Below are 1,633 nucleotides of genomic sequence, written 5' to 3'. Positions count from 1 at the left end.
ACAAAAACATACTAAGATTAGTAGTGAGGAAATCTCTGACGGGAGAGAGTACTCACTACTTTTTCTTTGTGTTAAAGTAGAGGTGTCCTGTTAAGTCGTGGGTTCTTTTGACGCTGGACGTCGTGACAAAAACTGACAAGACACCTATTTTAGGTAGAATTTTATCAAAGTATGTGGGACGCCAGACGTCGCGTATTGAAAATGAAATCACTAAAACAAGGTATCATTCAAGACAAAAGAGGTAATATGATGCGTGCAGTATTTGGTATTGATGTGAGTAAGGCAAGTTCAGAAGTAGCTATTTTGGTCAATGGTGAAAAGGTTCATGGCTACACCATGCCTAATGATAGTCTAGGCTTCAATCAACTACTTGGTGACTTGAAAACCGTCCATAATCCTGAGATTATCTTTGAGGCGACAGGTGTCTATTCTCGTCGTCTTCAGGCTTTTCTTGAGGATAATGGCTACGCTTATACACGGCTAAATCCCCTAGAAGCTAAGAAGCAACTGGATAGTCTGCGTGTGCGTAAAACAGACAAGATTGACGCTGAAAAGTTAGCTCAGTCTCAGTTTGTACTAAATCGTAAACCAACTTATGTGTGGAAGAAAGTCTATCAACATTTGCGTGATTTAAGCCGTTTTTATCAGAATTTGACAGAAGACATTGTGAGAGCTAAAAACCGACTTCATAAGGTCTTACAAGTTACTTTTCCAGAACTGGAAAACATCTTGTCAACTCCAACCGGTGAACAATATTGGAACTTGGTGATGGCTTTTCCATGCAAGGACATCGTACTAGAGTTGGATAGGGAAGAGTTGTCAGACATCATTCGTCAGTCTACTTCAAAACGTATTTCTGAAAAGCGTGTCGCTTATCTAGCTGACAAACTGACTGAACTCGCTAGTCAGTCTTATTGTGCGGTCAAGAAAACCTCTCCAATGATTGAAGAGGTCCGTTACTATGCTCAAGAATTACTCAGAACGACCGAACGACGCCAAGTTGTCTTAGACGAAATGGTGACCCTAGCTCAGCCTTTACCGGAGTATGACATTCTCTTATCCATTCCTGGCATCGCTGAAACCACAGCGACATCACTCATTGGTGAACTCGGTGACATTCGCCGTTTTCAGTCTGCCAATCAAATCAACGCTTTTATCGGTATTGACCTGAGGCACTATGAATCTGGGAACTTTATCGCTAAAGAGCATATCACTAAACGTGGTAATCCTTATGCTAGAAAGATTCTGTTCAAATGTATTCACAACATCGCTTCAGCTAGTCATACCAATCCTTGCCATATCGCTGATTTCTATGAGAAACGAAAAAGACAATCGACAATAGCATCAACAAAGCCACATACGATTGCCTCTATACATCGCCTCATTCGGACAATGTATTACCTCATTACGCATAACAAACTTTACGATTATGCTTCGACCCAAAATCAATAAAGTCATCTATGCCCTATCATTGTAACACCTTATCAAAAAAATCACAAAATAAGGTGTTGTTTTTGCATGCACTTTTTTAACTAATCTAGTCATAAAAATAAGACAATAACCACGTAACGGCTACTGTCTTGATATTATTTTTTCGCTAAAAGCCTTGATAAGCTTGACAAATGGTAGAAAA

Annotated in this window: 1 protein-coding gene; it reads left to right on the top strand. The window is 39.7% G+C overall.

Going from position 1 to position 1,633, the window contains the following annotated elements; translation table 11 throughout:
- Nucleotides 1-249 precede the first annotated feature (249 nt).
- Nucleotides 250-1,452 carry an IS110 family RNA-guided transposase gene (locus JOC31_RS09790; protein ID WP_205017958.1) on the top strand — a complete coding sequence of 401 codons (1,203 nt, stop codon included), beginning with the start codon at nucleotides 250-252 and terminating at the stop codon, nucleotides 1,450-1,452.
- Nucleotides 1,453-1,633: the final 181 nt, after the last annotated feature.

Origin of the sequence: Streptococcus saliviloxodontae, from assembly GCF_016908655.1 — a bacterium.
Classification (GTDB): domain Bacteria; phylum Bacillota; class Bacilli; order Lactobacillales; family Streptococcaceae; genus Streptococcus; species Streptococcus saliviloxodontae.
This window is presented reverse-complemented; position numbering and strand designations above follow the sequence as displayed.

Bases quoted from the DNA above. Each gene is read 5' to 3' on its own strand.
- JOC31_RS09790 (WP_205017958.1), top strand. From the start codon at position 250: ATGCGTGCAGTATTTGGTATTGATGTGAGTAAGGCAAGTTCAGAAGTA.